The sequence below is a fragment of the Prolixibacter sp. DSM 2831 genome, assembly GCF_056493735.1.
Window position 1 is genome coordinate 51,691 of sequence record NZ_CM151379.1, and the last position, 21,113, is coordinate 72,803.

A 21,113-nucleotide genomic window follows, 5' to 3' on the forward strand; every position below is an offset into this window, starting at 1 on the left:
CACACTACACTATAAATGAAAAGGGCATCCCAAACCGGGACGCCCTTTTTCTTTAACTGATGATAGACTTATGTGCAGGTTTAAAAAAAGTCAGACAAACAGATTGACATTCGACTGCTCGGCTTCTTCGAGGTAGTTAGCCACTCCACCAATGTTTACGTTGTTGAGCAGTTCCTCTTGGGTAACGCCCATGATATCCATGCTCATCTGGCAGGCAATCATGTTCACGCCCATTTCGGCGGCTTTGTCAATCATCCGCTCCAGCGCATCCACGTTCTTGGCCTTCATGCGCTGCCGCATCATTTTCGAGCCGATGCCGCCCATATTCATGTTCGACAGCTTCAGTTTTTTCGCATTGCCGGGCATTAGCTTATTGAGCATACTTGCTGTCAATTCTTTTTTTACCTTCGGCTTTTCTTGCTTCTTAATCACATTCAATCCCCAGAAGGTAAAGAACATGGTTACTTTTTTGCCCATCGAGGCGGCACCGTTGGCAATAACGAAAGAAGCCAGCGCCTTGTCGAGGTCGTCGCTGAAAACAATGAGCGTTTTGTTTCCGCCCTGATTCATCACCTTCACTCCCTCTGCCGGTTCGGCTTTTTCAATGATAGCCCTGATTTCGCCATTTTCACGCGAACGCGCTACCAGGCGGTTTCCGGTGACATTACACCACGATTCTACATCTTTGTAGAAGCCGGCATCGGTAGCCAGCACACGCATACGCTCGCCCGGCTGTATTTTTTCGATGTCTTCTTTTAACTTCAGAATCGGGCCCGGGCACTGCAGTCCGCAGGCGTCCACCTCCATGGTTTTCACATTGAAATGCGTTTTGGCACTTTCGGTGTATTCACTTTCGTGGATGTAAACGTCTTCGTGGTAATTAATGGGATTGGATTGCCCGGCAATGGCATCTTTGCACACCTTCAGTCCCCCCGAAAGGTTGTATACCTCTTTGAAGCCCTTTTGACGCAGAATACGGGCCGCTACATAACCGCGCAGTCCAACGCCGCAATAGATGTATATTTTTTTGTCTTTCGGAATACGCCCGAGGTTATCCCGGATGCTGTCGACTTCGATGTTCACAGCGTCTTCAAGGCGTCCCAGTTCGTATTCTTCCGGCGTGCGCACGTCGAGAACAAACGTATTTTCCTTTTCACGGTGGTGGAATTTATACGGCGACAGCGGCTTGAACAGTCCTTTAATGATGTTCTCGGCATTGAAGCCAGCCTGGTTGACCGGGTCTTTCGCCGAGCTGAAAGGTGGTGCATAGGCGTGCTCGAGCTCCTGCAAATCGTAAATGTCGCCACCATTTTTGATAACGGCTGCCAGCATGTCGAGTCGTTTGTCGACGCCTTTGTAGCCGACAATTTGCCCGCCGTACAACTTCCCGGTTTCGGGATGGAACGAGATTTTCAACACCATCTGCATGGCGCCGGGATAGTAACCCGCGTGCGAGCCGGCATTCACGATAGTGGACTGGTAAGGCAAACCGGCTGCTTCCAGCGCCTTGTCGCTCAAACCGGTAATACCGGCTGTTTTGTCGAATACCTTGGCAATGGCTGTTCCGATGGAGCCACGGTACTTGCGCACGTTGCCGTACACCATGTTGTCGGCCAGGATGCGTCCCTGTTTGTTGGCTGGTCCGGCCAGGAATGCCAGCGAAGGATTTCCGGTAACAGGATGCGGGAACTCAATGCCGTCACCAACTGCGTAAATGTCTTTGACGGAGGTTTCGAGGTATTCGTTAACGATAATTCCGCCGCGTTCGCCTGTTTCAATGCCGGCCTTTTGCGCCAGACGCGTATCGGGTTTTACGCCGATAGAGAGAATAATGAAATCCGCTTTCAGCTTTTTCCCACTACTCAGGCTCACCTTTAGTTGGTGACCATTGGGAGTAAATTCCTGCACCGCATCTTTCAGGTAAAGCGCTACTTCCATCTCTTTGAAATGCTGATGTAACTGGGCCGCCATTTCGGGGTCCATCATGTTCATCACCTGCTCAGCGGCTTCCACTACCGTCACTTTTACACCACGGCGATGCAGGTTTTCGGCCATTTCCAACCCGATGAATCCGGCGCCGATAACGATAGCTGAATGAGGCTCGTTATCGTCAACGAAAGCTTTGATGCGGTCGGTGTCCTGCACATTTCGCAAGGTGAAAATATTGGGTGAATCGATGCCCGGAATGGGGGGCCTTACCGGAGACGCTCCGGGCGACAGTACGAGTTTATCGTATGTCTCGTAGTACGTTTCGCCGGTTCGGGAGTTGTATATTTTTACTTTTTTGTCGGCTGCATCGATGTCTTTCACTTCAGTGTGAATACGCACATCGATGTTGAAGCGGTTGCCGAAGCTTTCCGGCGTTTGCACCAACAGTTTGTCGCGTTCTTTAATCACGCCTCCGATGTAATAAGGTAGTCCGCAGTTTGCATACGAAATATGCGGCCCCTTCTCACACATGATGATTTCAGCTTCTTCGTCCACTCTCCTGAGCCGGGCTGCAGTGGTCGCACCGCCGGCTACTCCTCCTACAATGATGTATTTCATGCTCATTTCTCAATCAACTCCTCTCACTGTCTGCAGAACAGACCGTATTATACCTATTCAAATTGAAATATTGCTTTTTCTTACAGGTTGGACGGCTGGCTCTATTGGTTCGGTTTAGGGCCGCAAATATATAAAAATGGAGCTGTCTGGATATGTCGATAGCGGGATTATAAGGAATCCTTAACCTTCTGCATGTCCTCTTAAAACAGGGATAACATAGTATTTGAGATTGTTCGGGCTAAACAAAATGATAAAGTCTACCGGGCGGTAGTGGCTTCGGTATGAATAGCCTGAAGAAGGGATGTGGCGGCTCCCGGAGCAACATCCTGCGTTAGTTCCCACGCCATAATTCCTGCATAGCTTTTGTCGATAAGATAGCGGGTCTTCAGCGCCAGCAAATCAGGGCCATTGTATGAGTAGTCGCCGGCCTTGTTCATGTTCACGCCGGGCTGATACCGGGCAACAATCTGGCGGTAGGTGAGTGCCGATGGCTCATCGGTGGAAGCTCCGGGCACCCGTCGTCCGTAAAACGGCACACCGCCTATGAGTTTCGATTTGGGAACACCTGCTTCGCTGAATGTTGTGAGTGCATCGACAAATTGATTGGCAGTGGCCTGGTTGCCGCTGTTGTCAAACGAGTCGTAAATCATCAGGTTGAGGAAATCGGCGTAATTGGCTATCGCGACGGAGCGCTGTACATTGTAAGTAGTTGCCGCCACCGAGAACATCAGCTTCTGATTGTGCAGGGATGCTGACAGATCCGAGCAGAGTGCTTCGTAGTCCTGCTGTGGAATCGATTGAGGGTAGTCTTCCCAGTCGAGGTCCACTCCGGCGAGCTTTTCGCTTACGCAGAAGTTGGTGATATCGGCTACATATTGCGCCCGTTTTTCGGCGGAAGCCGCCATCGGGAAAATGGTTTCTGATTCGTACCAACCGCCCAATACCAGGAAGAGCTCGATATTCTGACTGCCAATAGCCGATTTCACCTCACGGATGTGTGCCGTCATTTCCGGAGAAATGGTGAAATTGCCTGATTGGTCGGGTGCTACCGAGAAGAAATAGACGCGTGACAGTAAATTCAGTGCGTCGAAATCGAAGCTGCTGAAGCTGTAATCGGGCAAATAGCCGGCGATGATGACGGGACTTTCGACGGTTGTGGGTTGAGGCGGTGTTACCGGGCTGTCGTCCTTTTGGCACGAAGCAAGGATAAACATCAGCGGAAGCATCGAAACCAGCCACTTCAGTTGAAATCGGAACAGGTTATTTTTCATTTATTGGTCAGGTATATGCCTGGAAAAGCATGGTACGGTGCCGAAGATAGTCATCTGCGACATGACTGGCAAAACTTTTCAAATGTGGAAAGAGTCAGAAAGAAGACAGGATTTAACGACGGAGCCGGATGGTTGTACCGGACAGATCAGATTGGCTGAAACGACCGGTTTTACTGGTTGGAACAACTCCGTCCGTCGTTGGAAGATGTCAGCGGTTGGTTGGAACTACTCTGCTATCGTTTGGAACTACTCCGTCGACCGTTGGACGAAGTTTCCAGGTCGTTGGAACAACTCATGCAGCTGTTGGAACCACTTCCCGGTAGGCTGGACGAACCCGGAGAGGTGTTGGAATTACTTACCCGGGCGTTGGAACTACTCCGTTTCCGGTTGGAAGATGTCGGCGGTTGGTTGGAACCACTTTGCGATCAGTGGGAACTACACCGGCATGCATTGGACGAACAGGATGGCGATCGGAAACCACATGCCGGGTAACGGAAACATGTACCGACGAAGCGGAACGTACTCCGGGCCTAACGGAAAATACTTGCTAACTGCCGGAAAGTCAGTTTCTGCTGCCGGAATAGCAGTCGCGGACAGCGGAAACATCTCCGGTGGTAACAGAAACTATCCGGGGCACAGCGGAATGAACTCCGGAAGGACCGGAAACATGATTGTCTGCACCGGAATGAACAAGACGGTGGGCGGAAACGACTCGGCGATTGGAGGAATGAATTGGAAGGTCAACGGAACGGACTACTGGTACGACGGAATATCGTTAAACGGGAGCATAATCATGGATTGTGGTCAAAATTTCTAACCCGGGGGACTCCCTGTTGTGTCAATTTCATCCCGAACGGGTATGATTTGCGTTGTTTTGTGTTATTATATACCCGTACGGGTATATTTCCGTGTCGAAACCATTATTTTATACCCGAACAGGTATAATTGACCAGAATAATGTTATTTTTATACCCGAACAGGTATATTATGGATAGTAAGAAGGTACATCAGTTTGTTAAAGAGAAACGAAAGGCTTTGGGTTTAACCCAGGAAGAACTTTCGTTTAAAGCCGGCGTCGGACTGCGGTTTATCCGTGAGATCGAGCAGGGCAAACCAACTTTGCAAATGAACAAAGTAAATCAGGTACTTAAACTTTTCGGGTACGAACTGGGCCCGGTTCCTGTCGACAGAAATGATTTGACCCATGAAGGAAGCTAACGTTTATATGCATGATAATTTGGCCGGCTTGCTCATCGAAGATGAAAATGGGTATCGCTTTCAATATAGCCAGGCCTACCTTGAACTGGACGACCCTGAACCGGTTAGTCTGACTTTGCCGTTAACCGAAGATGCATACCGTAGTCCGGTGTTGTTTCCGTTTTTCGACGGATTGATTCCGGAAGGCTGGCTGCTGGATATCGCTGAACGAAACTGGAAGCTCAATGCCCGCGACCGAATGGGGATTTTGCTGGCTACCTGCCGTGATTGTATTGGTGCCGTTTCCATTCACCCCGTTGAAACCGATCGTGTATGAGCAGGTGTTTGTATTGCTATAAAGAACTCACCGAAGACGAGCTGAAACAACCAGCCGGAAAAGCCGGTTATCACAAAGCTTGCAGCCGGAAGCTTTTCGGAAAGGTAGTTCCTCCGGAATTACCCTATACTGAAAATGACATCCTCAGGCTGGCTGAACAGGTTGTGCGGAGTCAAAAAATTGTGACCGGCGTGCAACCCAAATTGTCGCTGGGGATTGAAAAGATGAAGGAGAAGGATGCACCGGATCGGTTTACAATTATTGGACTGTGGGGAGAATACATTCTGAAACCCCAGACAGAGCTTTTTTCGCATTTACCCGAAATTGAAGACCTCACCATGCATTTAGCCGAGGCAGCACGAATCAGTACAGTTAACCATGGATTGATTTACTTACGTTCCGGCCAGCTCGCTTACATAACGAAACGGGAAGATCGGAATCGGGGCAAAAAGCTGCATATGGAGGACATGTGCCAGTTAACTGAGCGATTGACCGAGCACAAGTACAAAGGTTCTTATGAGCAAATAGCCAAAGCAATACTCAAATATGCGGCTCATCCCGGATTGGATGTGGTCAACTTTTATGAGCAGGTCGTTTTTAGTTTTCTGACAGGAAACAACGATATGCATCTGAAGAATTTTTCATTGCTAAAGGATGACCAGCGAAACTACAACCTTTGCCCTGCTTACGATATGGTGGCATCGGAGTTGGTGGTAGAGGGTGATACAGAAGAGTTAGCTCTCAACCTGAACGGAAAGAAGCGGAAATTGAAGCGAAGTGATTTTGAAACGGCCATGCTGAGAGCCGATATAGATGCAAAGGTCATTGCCAATATTTTTAAGCGTTTCACACGAATATTGCCCAAATGGCACGAATGGGTCAATACGAGTTTCCTTCCCGAAGATTTAAAGAATGCCTATCACGAAATGCTCAACCGGAAAGCGAAACAGCTGGAACTTGTGTCGGGCAAGGAGTCGACTGAAGCCTAATGAGCTGTATCCGATCGTGTTTTTCCCCTCTTCCTCGTGAAAGTCCGGCGATTATGCTGATTATTTTATAAATTTGCCCTTCAGAAAAAAATCCGGAAGGAATGCTAGATAAGATCGAACAACTGAAGAAAGAGATTGAGGCCGTGGCGGCTCAATCGGCTGAGGAAGTAGAACAGCTGCGTATTAAGTACCTGAGTAAAAAGGGTGAGGTGTCAAAGCTTTTCGCCGAGTTCCGTAATGTTCCGGCCGAAGAGAAACGTGAAGTGGGACAAGCGATCAACACTCTCAGGGATTTTGCCCAGGAGCGTTTGGAAGTTTTGCGCAGTGGTTTGCAGGAGCAGAAAGACAGTGCAGCAGGTGTCGATTTAACCCTTCCGGGAGAATCGATGAAACTGGGTACCCGTCACCCGCTTTCCATTGTACGGAATGAGATTCTCGATATCTTCAAACGATTGGGTTTCGTGGTAACCGAAGGACCGGAAATCGAAGATGACTGGCATGTTTTCTCGGCGTTGAACTTTCCGGAAGAACACCCGGCCCGCGATATGCAGGATACGTTCTTTATTCAGCGTAATCCGGATATTTTGCTGCGTACGCATACTTCTTCGGTGCAGGTGCACGACATGGAAGAGATGGAGCCGCCGATTCGTACTGTTACCCCGGGACGTGTTTTCCGGAACGAAGCCATTTCGGCACGTGCACATTGCATGTTCCACCAGATTGAGGGATTGTATATCGACGAAAATGTTTCGTTTGCCGACCTGAAACAGACCCTGCTTTATTTTGCACAAGAGCTGTTCGGCGAAGGAACCAAAATCCGTATGCGCCCGTCGTATTTCCCGTTCACCGAACCGTCGGCTGAGATGGATGTATCATGTTCCATTTGTGGCGGTGAAGGATGTAACGTTTGTAAGTACACCGGCTGGCTCGAAATTCTTGGTTGCGGTATGGTCGATCCCAATGTATTGGAATCATCGGGCATCGATAGCAACAAGTACACCGGTTTTGCCTTCGGAATGGGAATCGAGCGCATCGCCATGTTGAAATACGGTATCAACGATTTGCGCCTCTATTTCGAGAATGACGTACGCTTCCTGAATCAATTCAAATCTGCTCACTAAGAATTTAATTCACATCCTATAAGAAAGGCTGCCCATGACAGGCAGCCTTTTTGTTTGAAGTATATGAAAGCAGGTTCTCAAAATGCCGCAAATAATCCAACGTTAACGATGCCGCGGTAGCCAAAGCAGCTTCCGATGATTGCAGAGTTCAGCATCCCCAATCAAGGGCTTCAAGATTATTGGTTTTCAATAGATAACGTTGCAAAAAGCTCTTTTCGTGTGTTTTTAAATAAAAAAAGAAAGACCACCGTTGGGTGATCTTTCTGTCGACTAATTTTTTAAAGGTATTGAGTGCTCATTCTTGTTTCAGATTAGCCATGGTTTCTTTGGCTAACGCGAAGGCTTTTTCCGGCGTTACCTTGCCCGAAGCGCCCACCAGGTAATTCCCTTTCCACAGTAGGTAAATGGTGCCGTTAAACGGATCGTCGATGGTGTATTCTCCCTCTTTGGTTCCGATGGTTTTAGCCTGACTGAACTCCTGGTATTTTTTCATGGTTTCGGCTGCAGCATCCCGGTCTTTTTTATGCATAATGAAAAGCGTGAAATCGCCTTCACTACCGGTATATTTAGCCCTGAAAGCAGAGCCCATCATGCTTAGTCCCATGAAATTGGTAGAGACATACTGCTGTGAATGCGGAATCATATCTTCTTGCGGGAAAGCAGCATATTGTGCGGGCAACTTTGGATCGGCGCACAAAGTGGGAGCCAGTTGCTGAGCGACTTTTGTCAGAAGAGTTTCCCCGGCATTTTCTACATGGTACGTATTCATCTTCACGTAGTATTTTCCGGTCGTGAAATTCAGTGTGGCATCGTCGTAATAACCTTCGAGACCGATTGGTTTTGTATCGGCCGATGGCGGACGTTCCATGCTGTAAATTCCGTACGCATGAACCGGGTCGTGCTGGTCGTAAATTTCGATGGTTAGCTGGGCATCTCCCTTTTTGTATTCGGCAACGTACAATCTTTCGAATGCGTAGCTGAAGTAAAACTCCGAAGCTCCGTCGATGCGTTCAAACAGGTTGTCGCGGTTGTAGGTTTTTACATCACCGTCCTGTTGCCATCCCTCAATCTTTGGGAATTCGACATCTTCAGCGAAAGCTAATACAGGCAGCAGCAGAATAAGCAGAATCAATGATTTTTTGAACATAAATTGGAAAGTTTTGTGTTAAAAATTCCGGGAATGATTCAGTGATCATCCCCGGATAGTGAAGGTTAATTAATTGATTGATTAGACCAGGAACTCACCCGGAATATTCCGGATTCTGGCGATATCGGCTACCCGTTCGCCAACATTCAAACCATTGGGACAGCTAACCGTGCATTCGTCACAATTGGCGCATGGATTTTGGGGTAATGAAAGTGCAGCCACTGTTTCGTATGCTTTTGCCGGATAACTGTAGCCGTAATTGTACATGTACGATCGCATCAGGTCGGGTATGGGCAGATTTTCCATACACTGTCCATTACAGCTTTGACAACCGTGGCAGTACAATCCTACTTCGTTGGAAGCCAGTTGCAGGTCGCTCATTTCTTTTGAATCCAGGTTGATATCAGAAGCAACCGACCAGTTTTCCATCAGCATTTCGTAGGTGGTGAAGCCGGGGATACAAGTATGCACATCCGGATTGGTGAGCGCCCATTTTAACGCCGCTTTGCAGTTCACCGGCTTCTGTTTTTCCTTGTCGAGAAAACCTCCAGCCATGTTTTTCATTCCAATAATACCTAAGCCTGCTTCATTGGCTCTTTTTAGCGCTTTATGAAGCTCTTCGTCTTTTGCCAGTCGGAAGTTATAAGAAGTCAAAACAACTTCGTAAATCTTGCTGTCTACGGCTGCATTGATGACCTCAGCCATGTTGGAATGTGTGGTCACTCCCAGGTGTTTTGCCTTACCTTCTGCTTTGGCTTGTTTCAGCGCGGCCAGATAGCGAGGATCGAGTGTATAGTCTTTGTCTCTGGCGGCATGCAGATAGAGAATATCGACATGATCCATTTGCAGTCTTTTCAGGCTAATGTCCAGCATTTCCATGAATTTTTCGGTGGAAATGCCTTCGCGGTCCGGATGGATTTTCGTGGAGACGATGAATGAATCGCGTGGTTTGTCTTTGAAAAACTCACCAACCATCTCTTCATTACGACCACCCTGATAGCCGTGTGCCGTATCGAAATGTTTGATGCCAATCTGGTAGGCAGCTTTCAGGATGTTGGGATTGTCAGCGCGCATTACGCCCATACTGACAATGGGAAGTTCTATTCCGGTATTACCCAGTTTCCGGGTAAGGATTTTCTTGTCGGCTTTCGATGAAGCCCTCGCATTTTCGGGAGTGAAAGCAACGGCAGCTGTTAATCCAGCCGTAGCAGCAGCCCCCAGCCGTAAAAAATGACGGCGGTCAAGTTTCGGTTGAGTCATGACGTTTTCAGGTTACGTTGGGTTAATTCGTGCTTAAGTTATAAAAAATATCTGTTGTTCAGACAGTTCCTCATTATCGGAAGGCAGACTTAATTGACATAAACTGTGATGCTTCCGTTAATGGTATAGCTGAGGGTTAGTGTGATGGGGGCTGAATTTGCAGTGCCGCTCAAGGTCATGGTAGCGGTATGCGGACTATTCTTTAGGGATAGCTGCAGTTTGTTGAGGCCGGCAGTTTCCGGATCGATGGTTTGTTCCTGGTTTTGAATGTCGGCCAGAATCATGTTCGTGGCGGTTGCCAAAACTTCTTCACCGTTACCCGACCCGTCGGCAACGCTAAGCGTCGCGGTGAGCAATTCCTGATCGGCAGGACCGTTAAAATTTTTAATGGTGTACTTGATTTGTTTTACTTCAATGCTTTTGATTTTTCCGTCGAATTCATCGAATGCTTTGTTGTAATCGGTCGCCTTCAGCACAACTGATTCCGAGAATTCTTCCGTTTCATTGTTGACAACGATGGCCTGGGTGAAGCTGAAATCCTGTGTTTCTTCAGAAGTGAGTTCTTCTTCGTCACTGGATTTACTGCATGACGTGAATGCGAAAATGCATATGCACATCAGCATAAGCGGGATGTACCATTTGATTTTCATTTGAAAGGTTGTATTTGGTTTCCGGTTAGGTAATACAAGTTACGCTGATAGCGTCAGAAAGGAAAGAGGGAGGACGTACCATTAAGCAGATTTTTGTTGCATTTTATTTAATTCCTGGAAACAAAAAAAGCACCTTCCCCGAAAGGAAGATGCTTCAACGATAAAAACTAACTAAACCAAACTAAACTATTTTACGAATATCTGGTAGCCCCACGGTTTCAGTTTGAAGATGCCGTTAAGCTCACGCTCCTGGCCAGTGAAAGCTTCCTTGAAAGTTCCTTCCGGAATGGAGCCGGTAATTTCGAATGACACCGCTTCCGGTGAAAGGTTGAATACAGAAACCACCTGGTTGCCATTGTTTTTGCGAGAGAACGTCAGCACTTTCGGCATGGCTGAATTCTGCAGGTTCTCAAAGTCGCCGCCCGAGTTTCCGTTCCACAATGCATTGTTATCCTTTTTCAACTGAATTAATTTGTGGAAGAAGCTGCTCATTGACAGGTCGCTCCAATCGATTTGATCTTTCTCGAAGAAGGAGAGGCGCTTGTTTAAACCAGCTTCCTGACCACTGTAAATCAATGGCATTCCGGGAACAACAAAAGTGAGTGCTGAGAATGTTTTCACTGCATCACCCAGACGTTCGTATGCAGTACCGTTCCAAGAGTTCTCATCGTGGTTGGTGGTGAACATCATCGGGTACGAACCTTGCGGATAAGCAGCATAGGTCTTCTCGAAGTAATTGACGATATCAGCCGAGGTTTTTTTCCCTTTGTAAATCTCATTCATGATGTGAAGGAAGGGCCAGCCATAATTAGCGTTGAATGCCTTCTTCAACAGATCCATGTTGTCCGCGTCTTCGGCCAGCATGTACACTGGTTTGATGGCATCCAGTTCGGCACGTGCCTGGTTCCAGAAGTCGACCGGAACGCTACCGGCAACATCGCAACGGTAACCGTCGATGTTGGCTTCTTTTACCCAGTATTTCATAGCGTCGATCATGGCCGCGCGCATGTTGGGATTGTTGTAGTTCAAATCAGCAACATCGGTCCAGTCCGGAACCGGAGAAATGATGTGACCCAGCGAGTCCTGCGTATACCAGTTCGGGTGTTCGGTAATCCATTTGTTGTCCCAGCCGGTATGGTTAGCCACCCAGTCGAGTAACACGTGGAAGCCCATTTCATGCGCTTTGTCTACCAGTTGTTTGAAATCGGCCAGGTTACCGAATTCCGGATTAACGCCTTTATAATCTTTCACAGCATAATACGAACCCAGCGTACCTTTGCGGTTCTTTTCGCTAATAGGGTAAATCGGCATAATCCAGAGAATGTCTACGCCCAGTTTTTTCAGGCGGGGAAGACTTTTTTCAAATGCAGCGAAGGTTCCCTCTTTGGTGTACTGACGAATATTCACTTCGTAAATGGTCGCGTCGCGGGACCAATCTGGAAAGATGGCTTCTGCCTTGCCGGGACCGGCAACCTCTTTTTCATTAGCTTTTTTCTCGGCCTTCTTTTTCGACGTGCCGTTGCAAGCCGTAAAAAACATGCCAGCCATCAGGGCCAATACCAATAAGTTTCTTAATCTAAGCATCACTTTCTGTTTTAGAATAACGATTAATTCAGTTGTATGGTCACCTCATCACTCATCTTCCACGGGAAGCGAATAACGAGATTCTTTTCTTTCATTTGGGCAGAATAGGCTGTTCCCTCAGCGTTTTCGTTCAGCGGGATTTGAACATTGTCAACCTGAACGGTTTGTATGCCTTCTGCATGGTGAACAACCAGTTTCATCTCCCGGTTTTCCGGTGCACCGGAATAATGTCCTCCATCACGCGTGAAGCGAAATGTCATGCCATTTTTGTTTGACTGTTGTGTAAAGTGCAGCAATTCATACTCGCCTTTTTTGTAGGCATTTCGCGTATGACCGTCGTCGTCGTACATGGTGTACTCAGCCTGTTTTACTTCCGGCGAATGGTAATAATCAACCGTTAGTTTCTGGCTTGAATACTGGGCGGTGGAATAGAATACCGGTACTGACGGAATGAAACTTCCGGCTTTGACAAATACCGGGATGGTCGAGTCATTCAGGTTATAGTGAACCCAACCATTGCCGTCGTATTCCTTTCCGCTGAAGTAATCGAACCATGTTCCGCGCGGCAACAAAATGTCTTTCGATTTTACTCCTGCATTTAACACCGGTGAAACAAGAAAGGCATCACCCCAATAGTACAGGTCGTTGTTGGACCAGTATTTTTTCGGATAAGCCGATTTATAGAAAACGGGGGAGGCCAGTGGTTCTCCTGTTACGCTCTGTTGCCACGCCAGGGTATAATTGTAGGGCATCAACCGGTAGCGCAGTTTGATGAGGTTGCGCACGATGTGTTGTGTCGAATCGGAATAATAAATCGGTTCGGGCGGCGCCGTTCCCGAGTGCGGTCGGAAAATGGGGTTGAATACGCCAAACTGCAGCCAGCGGCGATACAATGCTTCGTCCTTTTTCCCGATGCTGAAACCACCCAAATCGGAGCTGGCATAAGGAATCTGGCACATGCTCATGCCCAGCATGATGGGAACCTGCGCTTTCAGTCCTGCCCATGAGTGACCTACGTCTCCCGACCACGGGAAACTGGAATAACGCTGTGAGCCGGCAAATCCGGCACGGTTGAGGTGGAATAACCGAACATCCGGGTAGTTGGCTGCGTATTTGTCGTGCAACATTTTGCTCCACACCAGCCCGAATGCATTCTTTACATCGTTGGCTTTTCCGTTAATGAAAACCAGATTAGACGGCAATGTTTCGGGTTCACCCAAATCGCCCCACCAGCCCGAAACGCCAATCTTGATTTGCTTGTTGTATTTCTTCCAGAACCAATCCTGCGCTACCGGATCGAACATATCAATCAGGCCAGCTTTTCCGAAGTAGAAGTTCTTGATGATGCCGGTTTTGCCGCTTTCGTCATCGGCCAGGATGCCTAAACTATCGGCTTCCGGAAAGTTTTTCGATGACTGCAGAATGTACGGCTCGGTAATTAAAATGGTGTGAACGCCTTTCTTCTTGAAATCGGCGATCATTTTCTTCGGTGTCGGCCAGTTCTGTTTGAACCAGTCAAGGTCGCCCATGCGCCAGTCTTTTTCGCCCTGCCCAAACCAATAGAGGTCGAGGATGATTCCGTCGAGCGGATAACCAGCTTGTTGCATGCTGTCAACAACATCGCGCGCCTGTTTCTCCGTTTGGTAGCCAAAGCGTGACTGCAGGTTACCCAGCGCCCAACGCGGCGGCATTGGCTGTGTTCCGGTTAAATGAGCCAATGAATGGTGCAGGTTTTCGAAGGTTTTTCCCGCGAGGAAATAATAAACCAACTGACCACCTGTTGCTCCGAGTTCCATAGTGCCGGTGTTCGTCTTACCTAAGTCAGCATAGCCGATGGATGGATTGTCGAACAGGATGCCGTACTCATTGGACGACACAAAATAAGGAACCGAGAAATTCAGATTCTCTTCACCCCAGCCATAACCGTAGTGCGCTTCGTTGTTGAGGTGAAGGCGATACCCTCGTCGATTCATGGAAATGGCCCGCTCTCCTCCACCGAAAATCATTTCTCTCGGCTGCAGCCGAAAGCGGAAACCAGCCGTATCCTGTTTCGAAAAAGTTGCTTTTTGTACCGCGATGGTGTCGGTTGTTCCTTTGCGGATGAACGCAATCTGCAGCGGAGTTTTCAGGACCGAAACCTGAAGCGAAGAGAGGTTCATGGTAACAGAATGCTTGTCTTCCCTGACCGTTACACCTGTCGTGTCAGGATGAGCAACAACTGCATACGACGGCGGCAACTCCCCGTTTTCGGTCAATGCAACCCGAACCATTTCAGACCCGAAAGGCGTTAATGTAAGGAGGCCTTCGTCCGTTTTTATTTGTAGTTGTCCGTTAGCGTAAACCGACGAATGATACTGAGGATTTAAAAAAGAATTCTCCCCTGCCATGAGGGGAGAAATCAAAGCTAACTGTAAAAATAAAACCGCAAGTTGTTTTACATACTTCACTGCGATATGTTTTAGTCTTGTTTACTTCTTTAGTTCAATTATCATAGGCGACATGGCCGGAACCGTAATGGTCGACAAGTCGGTAATGTTATCACCACTAATCACGTCGTGTCCACTGGTAAATCCCTTCATAATTTCGGCAAAACGAGCCGTCGACAATGATTTGCCTTCGGTATTCTTGTTCAGAATGACCATGATGGTGCCTTTGTCGTTGTAACGGAAATAGACATAAATGTTGTCATGCGGAATGAAATGCATTAGTTTGCCATGTTCCACAATATCATTCGATTTCCGCCAGTTGAGTAATTTTTTGACAAACTCCTGTGCGGTCTTTTGTTGCGCTGTCAATCCTTCGCCAGTAAAGGCATTTACTTTATCGCCGGCCCATCCGCCCGGGAAATCTTTCCGTTTGAAGCCGTCACCTTCACCGTTGGCACCACCGGTACTCAGGATTTCTGTTCCGTAGTAAATCTGCGGAATGCCGCGGGTGGTTAAAATGTAAGCCATTCCCAATTTAAACTTGCCGGGCTTTTCACCGATGCTCGAGAAGAAACGTTCGGTGTCGTGGTTGTCGGCAAAAACCACGAGGTTATCCGGGTCCGGGTACAAAAAGTCCATGGCCAGTGTCCCGTAAAGCGGCATCCAGCTGTTGCCGGTAAGCGACTTGGTGAGTGCATCCTGGATGGGGAAATCCATCAGGCTGGGAAGGCATGATTTGTAACCGTTCGGATTTTTCTTGCCCCGCTGCCAATAGGAAACGATGGCGGGTGAAGTGTCCCATTCTTCTCCGACGATATTGAAATTTGGATATTCTTTCATGATGCGGCAAGTCCATCGTGCCATCATGTGCATATCGGGAAAAGAATAGGTATCCATGCGGATGCCGCTGAGTCCGGCATATTCAATCCACCAGATGGAATTTTCAATCAGGTAATTGGCCACATAAGGGTTTTTCTGATTCAAATCGGGCATCGAAGGTACGAACCAGCCGTCGTACATCTGGTTGTAATCTTCCTTCGATACGTGCGGGTCCTGAGCCACGGTTTTCTGGAAGTTGCACAGTTCAAAATCCGGATAACCGTTGAGCCAGTCTTTCATCGGCATATCTTTCATCCACCAGTGGGCCGAACCAATGTGGTTGAACACCATATCCATGATAAGACCAATCCCTTTAGCTTTTGCTTCCGCCGAAAGCTCTGCATATTCCTTATTGGTTCCCATGCGCGGGTCGACCTTGTAAAAATCGGTGGTTGAGTAACCATGGTAGGAATATTTGGGCTGATTATTTTCCAGTACGGGGTTTAACCAGATTTGCGTGTATCCCTGTTTGGAAATGTAATTAAGGTGATCGATTACCCCCTGGATGTCGCCTCCGTGACGGCCATTCGGATCGCTCCGGTCTGCCTTTTCCAGCATTCCATCCATCGAGTCATTCGACGGATTACCATTGGCAAAACGGTCGGGCATAATCAGGTAGATTACGTCGCTGTCAGAAAAACCTTTTCGCTGTGCGGAACCCTTTTTTCGGGCTTCCAGTTGATAGGTGTACTTCTGAATCGTCTTTCCTTTCTGCGTGAAGAGGATGTCAAACGAGCCTGCTTTCACGGTATCGGCCAGCACCAGGTCGATGAAAAGGTAGTTGGGATTTTCCACGGAAGTGACCCCTTCTACCCGGACACCCGGATAATCGATTTTTACTTTCGTATCCGAGATGTTTTGTCCGTGCACCATTAATTGCAGGTGCGGATCTTTCATTCCGACCCACCAGTTCGGTGGTTCAACCCGGTCGAGTTTAGGTTTGACTGTCGCCTGCGTTGCTAACGACGTCAGCAACATCAGGGCGATTAACGCTAATAAATTTCTATACCTTGACATTGTTTCAAGAATTTATGGTTAGGCTTTGGTGTTCAACTTCGAGGTTTTGGTTGCCCTCAAGAGTGTAATCTTTTCCGTAGATGGTCAGCGGACAAGCAGTAGCCGAGTGATTCTCGATGTATACTTTGCCCTGGCTCGCTTTGATTTGCAGCCATGCACCCCGGAAGTTAATGCGGAATGCATACGATTTCCAGGATTTCGTGATGAACGGATTGAGCACTACGCGGCCATTGCGTACACGCATTCCGCCAAAGCCCATCACAAAGGCCATCCAGGTTCCGCCCATCGAGGTGATGTGACAACCTTCATCGGTATCGCTGTTGTAATCGTCGATATCGAGACGGGCAGTCCGCAAATACATTTCGTAGGCCTTTTCTTCCTTACCTAACGTAGAAGCCAAAATGGTATGGATACAAGGAGAAAGCGACGATTCGTGAACCGTAATAGGCTCGTAGAAATCGAAGTGACGCTTGATGGTCTCTTTATCGAACTCATTTTCATAAAGGAAAATGCTTTGCAGCGTATCGGCCTGCTTGATGTAGCATGAACGCAAAATCCGATCCCACGACCAGTTTTTGTTCAGCGGACGTTCCTCTGCCGGAAGCTGTGCAGCCGGCGTCAAATCTTTATCGAGGAACCCATCCTGCTGGAGGAATACTCCGCGTTCTTCGTCAAATGCGAAGTACATCTTCTCAATGATGTCGGCCCACTTGCTTAGTTCTGTCTTTTCGTCAAGATTCCATTTCTTGACTAAATCGGCATATGTATCTGCGTGATTTTTCTTCAGAAATTCAATTACTTCCAGCGTATAACGTAGCGTCCATTGAGCCATTCGGTTGGTGTGGAAGTTGTTGTTGACGTTGTTTTCGTATTCGTTCGGACCAGTAACGCCCAGCATCACGTATTGCTTTTTGGCTTCAGACCAATTTACGCGCTGCGCCCAGAAACGAGAAATACCCAGCAGTACTTCAAATCCGTAAGGTGCGAGGTAATCCTCGTCGCCGGTATACCGGATGTAATCGTAAATAGCGAAAGCAATGGCACCGTTCCGGTGAATTTCTTCGAAGGTGATTTCCCACTCATTGTGGCACTCCTCACCATTCATAGTAACCATCGGGTAAAGGGCTGCACCATTTTTGAAACCGAGTTTTTCGGCATTCTCAATGGCTTTCTGCAGATGTTTGTGGCGGTATAGCAACAGGTTGCGCGATACATCCTGTGGTGCGGTGGCCAGGTAAAATGGCACACAATACGCTTCGGTATCCCAGTAAGTAGAACCACCGTATTTTTCGCCGGTGAATCCTTTCGGCCCGATGTTCAGACGCTCATCTTCACCTGTATAAGTCTGATTCAGCTGGAAAATATTGAAACGGATTCCCTGTTGTGCGGACACGTCACCTTCGATGATGATATCGCTGGTTTCCCATTTAACAGCCCAGGCATCGGCCTGCTCTTTCATCATCTGGTCGAAACCTTTTGCATAAACTCCGTTCAGCAGTTCTTTGGCTTTCGCCTGAAGACCTTGCTTCGGGTGATATTCCGATGAGAGATTGACACCGAATTTTTCGATGGTAATCTCGTCTCCTTCTGATACGTTTACCGTAAATGTGTTGGCGATGTATTTGTTCCGCTCTTCGGTGGCTGCTTCAACTTTGATCTCTTCACCATTCTTCAGTACCCTGAATTTCATTCCTGAAGTAACGTGGAAGAAAGTCTTGCGAACTTCGGCAGTCACATATCCTTCTCCGCCCTTTACTTCTTTGCCTACCTCATCCCAGAATTTCTCGTCGTAGTTGGCGTCTTCGTTCATCACATCGAAGTCGACGTAAGGCCGAAGCGTAATTTCGCCTGCGAAGTTATTTGCCTTCAGCGTGTAGCGGATGGCTCCGGTGGCTGAATCGACAATACTGAGCAGTCGCTGAGAATGAATGGAAACCTCTTCGCCGGAAGGAAGCCTGGCTGTCGCTGTCCGGGTCAGGTGGCCTTCCTTCATGTCCAGTTCGCGCTGGAATGACTGTACCTCCGCCCGGGCCAGGTCGAGTACGCTGTTGTTGACACGAACATCGATACCCAGCCAGTTGGCTGCGTTCAGAACCTTGGCGAAATACTCGGGATACCCGTTTTTCCACCATCCAACGCGGGTTTTGTCGGGATAATAGATTCCCGCAACGTAATTACCCTGGAGGGTTTCACCAGAATATTGCTCTTCGAAATTGGCCCGGTGGCCCATCCGGCCGTTACCGAGGCTCATTACACTTTCTGATATTTTATTGTATTCCGGGTGAAATTTGTCCTCTACAATCTTCCACTCGTCATTGATCAGGTAATTCTTCATCTTCCGTCTGGTTTTATCAGGCTTCGTCTTCTCTATTCTCAGACGAACTCCCAATTCACTTTTATATATGGATGGCTACTTTGTTCGGTTGCAGCCAGTATATTTAATTGAAATTCAATTTATCAATATTCATGTCTTCAAATCCGGGCATAACGAAATCGGCATTTTTCAGATTGTCGGGATGTCCGATGCCTATAACATGCATCCCGGCATTGCGCGCAGCTTCGATTCCTGCCTGTGCATCCTCAAAAACGACACAGTCGGTTGGCTCTACGTTAAGCGCTTCGGCACCCTTTAGAAATACTTCCGGGTCCGGTTTCGCTTTCGACACGCTGTTACCGTCAATGATGGCATCGAACAGATGTGTCAAACCAATCTGTTTAAGGATTAGCGGCGCGTTTTTACTGGCCGATCCGAGTGCAATCAAAATTCCGTTTTTCTTTAACTCACCCAGAAAATCTTCTACACCAGGAAGTATCTCATCCGGTTTCATTTTCCGGATGTAGCTGACATAGTTTTCATTTTTTTGAGCTGCGAGTTGTTCTTTTCGCTCATCATCTAATTCAATACCGCCAATTTCCAGCAGAATTTCCAGCGAACGTACCCGGCTCACTCCTTTCAGCCGCTCATTATCGGCTTCGGTAAAATCGAATCCCAGTTCGTTTGCCAGTTCTTTCCAGGCAATGAAATGGTATTTAGCTGTATCAACAACTACCCCGTCAAGGTCGAACAAACAAGCTTTTATCTGTGTCATGAAAATTATTCGATGGTTATAACTTCGTGTTTTTTCACTTTTACAAAGAATACGGTGGCTGCACCCAACAACATGGATACACCGCAGATGATCATCATATAAATGGCTTGGTTGCCAAAAATGTCGCGCACGATAGTACCTCCCACAATTCCTGAAATGATTTGGGGGCCGGCAATCGTGAAGTTGAAGATTCCCATGTAAACGCCCATCTTATCTGCCGGAAGTGCATCGGACAGAAGCGAGTAGGGCATGGCCAGAATCGCTGCCCAGGCAATACCAATACCAACCATCGATATTAGCAATGAATTGGGAGTGTTGAGGAAATACATGGAAATGTAGCCTATTCCACCCAATGCCAACGCCAGTGAATAGGTCGATTTTCTTCCGATGACACTGGCAATCTTGGTCATTACAATGGAGAATAGTGCGGCAAAGAGGCTGTATGCTCCAAATAAAATTCCAACCCAGTTTCCGGCTTCCTGGTAAGCAGCAGAGGAAGCATCCCCGATGGGCGTTCCGTATATGTGCTGCGCGACTGCCGGCGTGGTATATACCCACATCAGGTAGAGCGCAAACCAGGAGAAGAATTGTACGATAGCCAGTTGCGCCATCGTTTTGGGCATCTTGGTAAACAGTTCAAAGAATGCTTTCAGTCTGGTCGCCAACGATTTCTTCTCGGTTTTATCGTTGCTCCACGTCTCATAATCGAGATCGTTCTGTTCGCAGTAAACTTCCGGCGGGTACTCTTTCGTTCTGAAAACGGTCCAGAGGACTGATAACAGAAGAATACTTCCTCCGATGTAAAACGACCAGATAACTGAAGGCGGAACTTCACCGCTGGGAGCTGTATTCCGGACATGTAAAATATTCGTCAGGAAATACGGTAATACGGAACCGACAACTGCTCCGGCATTGATGAGAAAACTCTGGATGGAATAACCCAGGGTTCGTTGTCCCTCGGGAACCATATCGGCAACCAGTGCGCGGAAAGGTTGCATGGTAATATTAAAGGAACCATCCATCAATGCGAACATCATGGCTCCGAAGATAATGGGAGGTATGATGGCCACCAGGGCCGATGCATTTGGCATAAGCCACATGGCAATGGTGGCTACCAGCGCACCTCCAAAGATGTATGGACCGCGCCGTCCCAGCCGGTTCCATGTGCGATCGCTTGCAGCGCCAACAATCGGTTGGACAATTAATCCCATTAAGGGAGCGGCCAGCCAGAAAAATGAAAGCGAATGCAAGTCGGCACCCAGATTTGAAAGAATACGGCTGACATTGGCATTTTGCAGAGAAAATCCGATTTGGACTCCCAGAAAGCCGAAACTTACGTTCCAGATCTGCCAAAAGTTTAGGCGTGGTTTTTTTGCCATACGTTAATAATTATCGTCTGAATTAATAATTGAAACAGGAAAACATACCAATGCACTAAAGCATAGAATGCCTGTTGTTTCGTTCCTGGAAAGTAGATAGATCAATTATGCGCCGGAAGCAATTCCGTGCTAAGTGGAAAGAATAGAATGGAATGATTTTCGGTTCAAAAATAGTTAAGCCACTTGTTTTTTGCAAGTGGTAACCGCTTTTATATCAAAA

The 21,113-nt window shown here is 47.7% G+C and carries 16 protein-coding genes; 5 read left to right on the top strand and 11 right to left on the bottom strand.

What is annotated here, in order from left to right; all coding sequences use genetic code 11:
- Positions 1-90: 90 nt before the first annotated feature.
- Together AC060N_RS00225 and AC060N_RS00230 are read right to left on the bottom strand one after the other, a co-directional pair.
- Positions 91-2,547, bottom strand: a complete 2,457-nt coding sequence (locus tag AC060N_RS00225; protein ID WP_479525395.1) for an FAD-dependent oxidoreductase — start codon at positions 2,545-2,547, stop codon at positions 91-93.
- A 257-nt stretch (positions 2,548-2,804) separates the two neighbouring features.
- Positions 2,805-3,818 (bottom strand): glycoside hydrolase family 18 protein, encoded by a 1,014-nt coding sequence (locus AC060N_RS00230; RefSeq protein WP_479525396.1) that lies wholly within the window; start codon positions 3,816-3,818, stop codon positions 2,805-2,807.
- A gap of 82 nt (positions 3,819-3,900) precedes the next feature.
- On the opposite strand from AC060N_RS00230, the gene AC060N_RS00235 reads away from it, so the two are divergent.
- From AC060N_RS00235 to pheS, 5 genes are all read left to right on the top strand, one after another.
- The gene (locus AC060N_RS00235) at positions 3,901-4,635 is read left to right on the top strand and encodes a hypothetical protein (protein ID WP_479525397.1); all 735 of its coding nucleotides are present in this window, start codon (positions 3,901-3,903) and stop codon (positions 4,633-4,635) included.
- 170 nt (positions 4,636-4,805) lie between these two features.
- Positions 4,806-5,036, top strand: coding sequence for a helix-turn-helix transcriptional regulator (locus AC060N_RS00240; protein ID WP_153632596.1), 231 nt, complete (start codon positions 4,806-4,808; stop codon positions 5,034-5,036).
- The gene (locus AC060N_RS00245) at positions 5,023-5,352 is read left to right on the top strand and encodes a HipA N-terminal domain-containing protein (RefSeq protein ID WP_479525398.1); all 330 of its coding nucleotides are present in this window, start codon (positions 5,023-5,025) and stop codon (positions 5,350-5,352) included. The genes AC060N_RS00240 and AC060N_RS00245 overlap by 14 nt, the downstream gene beginning before the upstream one ends.
- Positions 5,349-6,341, top strand: a complete 993-nt coding sequence (locus AC060N_RS00250) for a HipA domain-containing protein (RefSeq protein WP_479525399.1) — start codon at positions 5,349-5,351, stop codon at positions 6,339-6,341. Before AC060N_RS00245 ends, AC060N_RS00250 begins: the two co-directional genes overlap by 4 nt.
- A 101-nt stretch (positions 6,342-6,442) precedes the next feature.
- Positions 6,443-7,462 (top strand): phenylalanine--tRNA ligase subunit alpha, encoded by a 1,020-nt coding sequence (gene pheS, locus AC060N_RS00255; protein ID WP_479525400.1) that lies wholly within the window; start codon positions 6,443-6,445, stop codon positions 7,460-7,462.
- Positions 7,463-7,757: 295 nt separating this feature from the next.
- Here the strand turns inward: pheS and AC060N_RS00260 are convergent, their stop codons facing one another.
- From AC060N_RS00260 to AC060N_RS00300, 9 genes are all read right to left on the bottom strand, one after another.
- Positions 7,758-8,609 (bottom strand): DUF6599 family protein, encoded by an 852-nt coding sequence (locus AC060N_RS00260; protein ID WP_479525401.1) that lies wholly within the window; start codon positions 8,607-8,609, stop codon positions 7,758-7,760.
- 81 nt (positions 8,610-8,690) lie between these two features.
- Positions 8,691-9,869 (bottom strand): aldo/keto reductase, encoded by a 1,179-nt coding sequence (locus AC060N_RS00265; RefSeq protein WP_479525402.1) that lies wholly within the window; start codon positions 9,867-9,869, stop codon positions 8,691-8,693.
- An 89-nt stretch (positions 9,870-9,958) separates the two neighbouring features.
- On the bottom strand, positions 9,959-10,519 hold the full coding sequence (locus tag AC060N_RS00270) for a hypothetical protein (protein ID WP_479525403.1): 561 nt from the start codon (positions 10,517-10,519) through the stop codon (positions 9,959-9,961).
- A 186-nt stretch (positions 10,520-10,705) separates the two neighbouring features.
- Positions 10,706-12,103: an alpha-amylase family glycosyl hydrolase gene (locus AC060N_RS00275; protein ID WP_479525404.1), complete on the bottom strand. Its 1,398-nt coding sequence runs from the start codon at positions 12,101-12,103 to the stop codon at positions 10,706-10,708.
- A 23-nt stretch (positions 12,104-12,126) separates the two neighbouring features.
- Positions 12,127-14,490, bottom strand: coding sequence for a glycoside hydrolase family 31 protein (locus AC060N_RS00280; protein WP_479525405.1), 2,364 nt, complete (start codon positions 14,488-14,490; stop codon positions 12,127-12,129).
- A gap of 81 nt (positions 14,491-14,571) precedes the next feature.
- The gene (locus tag AC060N_RS00285; protein ID WP_479525406.1) at positions 14,572-16,425 is read right to left on the bottom strand and encodes a glycoside hydrolase family 13 protein; all 1,854 of its coding nucleotides are present in this window, start codon (positions 16,423-16,425) and stop codon (positions 14,572-14,574) included.
- Between the two features lie 4 nt (positions 16,426-16,429).
- Positions 16,430-18,760 (bottom strand): family 65 glycosyl hydrolase domain-containing protein, encoded by a 2,331-nt coding sequence (locus AC060N_RS00290; protein ID WP_479525407.1) that lies wholly within the window; start codon positions 18,758-18,760, stop codon positions 16,430-16,432.
- 103 nt (positions 18,761-18,863) lie between these two features.
- Positions 18,864-19,514: a beta-phosphoglucomutase gene (gene pgmB / locus AC060N_RS00295; protein ID WP_479525408.1), complete on the bottom strand. Its 651-nt coding sequence runs from the start codon at positions 19,512-19,514 to the stop codon at positions 18,864-18,866.
- A 5-nt stretch (positions 19,515-19,519) separates the two neighbouring features.
- Positions 19,520-20,893 carry an MFS transporter gene (locus tag AC060N_RS00300; RefSeq protein WP_153640844.1) on the bottom strand — a complete coding sequence of 458 codons (1,374 nt, stop codon included), beginning with the start codon at positions 20,891-20,893 and terminating at the stop codon, positions 19,520-19,522.
- Positions 20,894-21,113 lie beyond the last annotated feature (220 nt).